General features: G+C 67.5%; 4 protein-coding genes. 2 read left to right on the top strand and 2 right to left on the bottom strand.

The annotated features are described in order from the left end of the window. Nucleotides 1–276, top strand: a 276-nt coding sequence (locus ACEN88_RS24315) for a response regulator (protein WP_413343805.1), incomplete at its 5' end; no start/stop codon positions are given. Between the two features lie 9 nt (nt 277–285). On the opposite strand, the gene ACEN88_RS24320 is transcribed toward ACEN88_RS24315, so the two are convergent. Then, nucleotides 286–660, bottom strand: a complete 375-nt coding sequence (locus ACEN88_RS24320) for a group III truncated hemoglobin (protein ID WP_413343807.1) — start codon at nt 658–660, stop codon at nt 286–288. A 92-nt stretch (nt 661–752) separates the two neighbouring features. Beyond that, nucleotides 753–3,587, bottom strand: a complete 2,835-nt coding sequence (locus ACEN88_RS24325; protein ID WP_413343809.1) for a M16 family metallopeptidase — start codon at nt 3,585–3,587, stop codon at nt 753–755. 245 nt (nt 3,588–3,832) lie between these two features. Here ACEN88_RS24325 and ACEN88_RS24330 point away from each other — a divergent pair, with 245 nt between their 5' ends. Further along, on the top strand, nt 3,833–4,750 hold the full coding sequence (locus tag ACEN88_RS24330; protein ID WP_413343811.1) for a PLP-dependent cysteine synthase family protein: 918 nt from the start codon (nt 3,833–3,835) through the stop codon (nt 4,748–4,750). The last annotated feature ends 154 nt before the right edge of the window (nt 4,751–4,904 follow it).

Genomic DNA, 4,904 nt, shown 5'->3' on the forward strand with positions numbered 1-4,904 from the left:
GCCCAGGACGCCCTGGCGCTGCTGGCGCGCGACCGCTATCACGCGGCCGTCGTCGACTACAGCCTGCCCGACCTGGACGGCCTCACGCTCGCCCGCCGCATCGTGGAAAGCCATCCGGGCGTGGCGATCGTGTTCGCGTCCGGCTACGGTAGCCTGGTCGCGGGCGCAGCGGACGTCACGGCGCGGGTGCTGACGAAACCGTTCACGGACCTGCAGCTGAAGCAGGCGTTGCTGGCCGCCGTGGCCGAGCGGCGTGACGCGTCACGCCGCGCCTGAGAGGTCGTCTCAAACGCGAATATCGCCGAAAAATCCCAGTTGCAGGCTCGACGCGATGCGCTGGGCCACCTCCATCGCCTCGGTCGCGCCGTCGATGCCGAACACGTCGATGGCCGTCAGCCGGAACAGTGTGAGCCAGCGGACGAAGTGTTCCGTCTCGATACCCGAGAGGGCCATGTGCTTGCCGAAGACATTCCCCTGGAATTCGCCCGTGCCGAGCAGGACCTTGGTCCAGAACGCGTACATGCGCGGCATGTGCTCGTGCCACCGTCCGGCGAGTTTCGCTTCGAACACGGGGGACAGCACGGCATCGTCGCGCACGCGCGCGTAAAACGTGTCGACCAGGCGGATGATCGACGATTCGGTGATGGTGGGGGAAGGCATGGCTCGCTCGGGAACAACGTGATGCCCGACATTCTAGCAAAGGTGCATTAGAAATGCACCTTTACCGCCCGCGGCCATGCCCGCCACCAGACCTACTTGCTGGCCGTCTTCACGTCGGCCTCGGGCAGCAGGACGACCTGGACATAGTTGTCCTTGTCGAAGTAGCGCTGCGCGGCCGTACGCACGTCCGCCACCGTCAGTGCGTCGACCTCGTCCATGACCGTCAGCAGGTGCGACAGCGGCGTGCCGTCGAGCAGGGACACTTTCACGCTCTGCAGCCAGTACCCGTTCTCGTGCTGCGAACGCTCGTGGACCACGCGCCAGTTGGCCTTGACCTTGTCGAGCTCCGCCTGCGTCGGGCCGTTGGCCTTGACGCTGTCGATCTCCGCGAACAGGGCGGCGACGAGCTGGTCGACCTTTTCGGGGCCGGTCGGCAGCTGCGTGCTGATTTCGTAGTGCTGGTACGGGATGCGCTGCACCGCGCCGGCCATCTGGCCCGAATAGATCAGGCCGAGCTTCTCGCGCAACACCGCGTTCACACGCAAATTCATCACCTCGATGAGCGCATTCATGCGCAGCGCCTCGGCCGGCGACCAGGCCGCCGGACCGGAAAACGTCAGCGACACGACGCTCTTGGGCTCCGTGCCCGCGTGGACTTCCTTCTTGACGACACCTTGCGCGATGCGCAGGCCGACGTCGCGGTAGGCGAGCGGCAGGTCGGGCGTCGGCAACGTGCCGAGGTAGGCGGTCACGAGCGGCTTGATGGTTGCCGGATCGAAGTCGCCGACGACGACGAACGTCAGGCCCTTCGCGCTGGCGAAGCGCTGCCGGTACACGGCGAGACTGCGGTCGAGGTCGATCTTGCCGAGGTCTTCCTGCGTGGGCATGCGCCCTTCGTACGGATGGCGGCCATAGAGCGTGTCGGCGACCGCTTCGGCGAAGCGCTGTTCGGGGGCGGCCGCGCGGTTGCGCACCATGTCGCCGAGCGCGCCCATGTACGCCTTGTACAGGGATTCGTCGCGCCGCACGCCGTCGAAACGCAACCACAGCATCTGGAACATCGTCTCCAGGTCTTCGGCACCGCTGGCCGACTGGCCGCCGATCTCGTCCGTGTAGTCGGACATCCCGAGCGTCACCGCCGCGCGCCGGCCCGCGAGCATCTTCATCAGGTCCGTGGGCGCGAAGTCCTTGATGCCCATCGACATGGCCAGCCCCGTGGCGGCGCGCGCGTTCGGCAGGTCCTTCTCGTCGACCAGCGTCTGGCCGCCGTAGCGCACCGCGCCCAGCAGCACCTCGTCCTTGCGGAAGGCGGTCGGCTTGAGGACGACCTGCACCCCGTTCGACAAGGTCAGCCGGGTCAGGCCGAGCGTCTCGTCGCGCGTTTCGGTCACGATGCGGCCGGGCGTGGCGGGACGGTCCATCAGGCGTTGCGCGACCTTCTTCTCGGCGCGGTCGGTGACCGTGGCCTGCGCGGCGGCCGTGTCGGCGGCCAGCAATTGATCCGTCGTGGGCGCGGGGCCGGCCTTCGTATTGCCGGCGAACACGACGAGCTTGCCGGCATCCGCCGGGAACGCCTTGCGGGCGGCCGCATTGAGATCGGCCACCGTGATCCCCGGCAGCAATTCCTGCACGAGATGGAACTCGGCCTCGATGCCCGGGATGCTCTCGCCGGCGAGGAAATTGCGCTGGTATTCGGCAACGTACCGCCCGGAATCCGTCGTGTCCCGTTGCTTGACCGCGCTTTCCATCCCATTCAGGACGACTTTGCGGACACGCGCCAGCTCCGCTTCGCTGAATCCGAACTGGCGGACCCGGTGCATTTCCTGCTCGACGGCCGCGACGGCCGGGACCACGCCGCCCGCTCCCACCGCGGCGCTGATGGAGAACGCCTTGTGGCGCGCGGTCACCGGGACGGTGCGGCCGCCCGCGCCGAGGAAGGGCGGATTCGCCTGCTGCGTCAGCTCGCCCAGCCGCAGGCTCAGCAGGATGGCCGCGAGGTTGTCCACGACCTTGGCGCGGTAGCTCCCGTACGTCCCGAGGTCCGGCTCGAGCCGGACGGGGTAGTTGAGCTCGACGGCACTGCGGGGCATTTCCTCGTCGGCGAACACGAACGCTTCCGTCCCCGTTCGTGCGGGAATGTCGGTGTACGTCCGGGGGCGCGGCTGCGGCGGATTGGTCAGCCCGGCGAAGTGCGCCTTGACCAGGCGCTCGGCCTCGGCCGGCTCGATGTCGCCGACGACGATCACGGCCATCAGGTCCGGCCGGTACCAGTCGCGGTAGAAGCGGCGCAGCGCCTCCGGCCGCGCGGTGCGGATCACGTCTTCCTTGCCGATCGGCTCGCGCAGCGCATAGCGCGAGCCGTTGTACAGCTTCGGCGCGAGCGCCTTGCGCAGGCGCTCCTGCGCGCCCTTGTGCAGGCGCGCTTCCTCGAGCACGATCGCGCGCTCCTTGTCGATGTCGTCCGCAGCCAGCGTGACGCCGTGCGCCCAGTCTTCCAGCACCGTGAAGGCCGTCTCCACGTTCTCCTTGCGGTCGGTCGGCACGGGCAGCATGTAGACCGTCTCGTCCAGGCCCGTGTAGGCGTTCAGGTCGGCGCCGAATTTCACGCCGATCGATTGCAGGTACGAGACCAGTTCCTGTTTCTTGAAGTGCGTGGAACCGTTGAAGGCGAGGTGTTCGACCATGTGGGCGAGACCCTGCTGGTCATCGTCCTCGAGCACGGAGCCGGCCTTCACCACGAGCCGCAGCTCGACCCGGTGCTCGGGCTTGCCGTTCTTCTGGATGTAATAGGTCAGGCCGTTCGCCAGCGTGCCGACCTTGACCTGCGGCCCGACGGGAACGCGGGCATTGAGGTCGACGGCGGCTGTGGCGGGCAGCAGTGTGGCCAGGGCAGCGGCGAGCACCGTGGCGCGAAACAGGAAGGGCATCCGGACATCCTTTGCGATCGTTATCAAAAACAGCGAGCTTAGCAAAGGAACATGCCCCATAAATACACGCATTGTCACGTGGACACGGTATTTGCCTGGACGAACCCAATAGACCGCACCGGCACGCCGAATGTCTTGCGGGAACGGACCCGATCCGGTTAAGGTAGGGACCGTCTCAATCCGACGCCATGCGGCGGATTGTTGTGTTAGCCTTTCTCGGCGGCAATCTCACTGAAAGGAGCGGCGTGGAATCCCAAGTCAAATCTTCCGTGCTGGACGCGATCGGCAACACGCCCGTCGTCAGGCTGGGCCGCCTGTTCCCCGGCTGCGACGTGGTTGCGAAGCTGGAATACATGAATCCGGGCGGCAGCATCAAGGACCGCATGGTCCGCCATATGCTCAAGAGCCTGCCGGCGGGGACGGACCGCGTCGTCGAGAGCTCGTCCGGCAACACGGGCGCCGCGCTCGCGATGGCCAGTGCCGTGCTGGGCCTGCAATGCGACGTGACCGTGCCGCAGACCACGAGCATCGAAAAGATCAAGCGTATCCGCGCCTACGGGGCCGAGGTGCACCTGTGCGCGCTGGACGACGGCCTCGACCCCGCGGCCGGTTACCAGGCCGTGGCCGAGCGCCTCGCGCAGGGCGACAACGTCCACCTCCTCGACCAGTACCGCTCCGCGCTGAACCGCGAAGCCCATTACCGCGACACGGGGCCGGAACTGTGGCGCCAGCTCGCGGGCGAGATCGACGTGTTCGTGTGCGGCATCGGCTCGGGCGGGACGATCTCCGGCATCGGCCGCTACCTGAAGGAACAGAAGCGGGACCTCGTCGTGCTCGGCGTGGAGCCCCGCAACTCGGCGTACCGCAAGCTCGTCACGGACACGCCCACCGACGGGGAGTTCGCCAGCGTCGTGGAAGGCGTGGGCAAACACCAGCCGTCCGGCAGCTTCGACCCCGCGATCGTCGACGACGTCGTGCAGGTGGCCGACGACGACGCGCTCGACTGGTGCCGCCGGCTGGCGGCGGAAGAGGGCATCCTGGCGGGCGGGTCCAGCGGCTGCGTCGCGGCCGGCATCGCGCACCTGCTACCGCGCCTCGCCGGCAAGCGTGTGGCGACCGTGTTCCCGGACTCCGGCGTGTACTATCTATCCAAGTACTTCTGATAACGGATCCGGACCGTGTCCGACCTCATCGCCCTGCTCGGTGCCCGCATTCCGGCCAACCTGGCGCCGTTCATGCTGGCCAGCGTCACGGCACCCGCCGTGCGCGGGGTGCCGCACGGCCCGGACGTCCTCGCGCGCCGGATCGTACAACAGC

Source organism: Massilia sp. CT11-108, from assembly GCF_047302915.1.
Lineage (GTDB): Bacteria > Pseudomonadota > Gammaproteobacteria > Burkholderiales > Burkholderiaceae_D > Telluria > Telluria orientalis.

Excerpts from the sequence above, each read along its gene's own strand:
- ACEN88_RS24320 (WP_413343807.1), bottom strand. The coding sequence starts at position 660 with ATGCCTTCCCCCACCATCACCGAATCGTCGATCATCCGCCTGGTCGAC.
- ACEN88_RS24325 (WP_413343809.1), bottom strand. The coding sequence starts at position 3,587 with ATGCCCTTCCTGTTTCGCGCCACGGTGCTCGCCGCTGCCCTGGCCACA.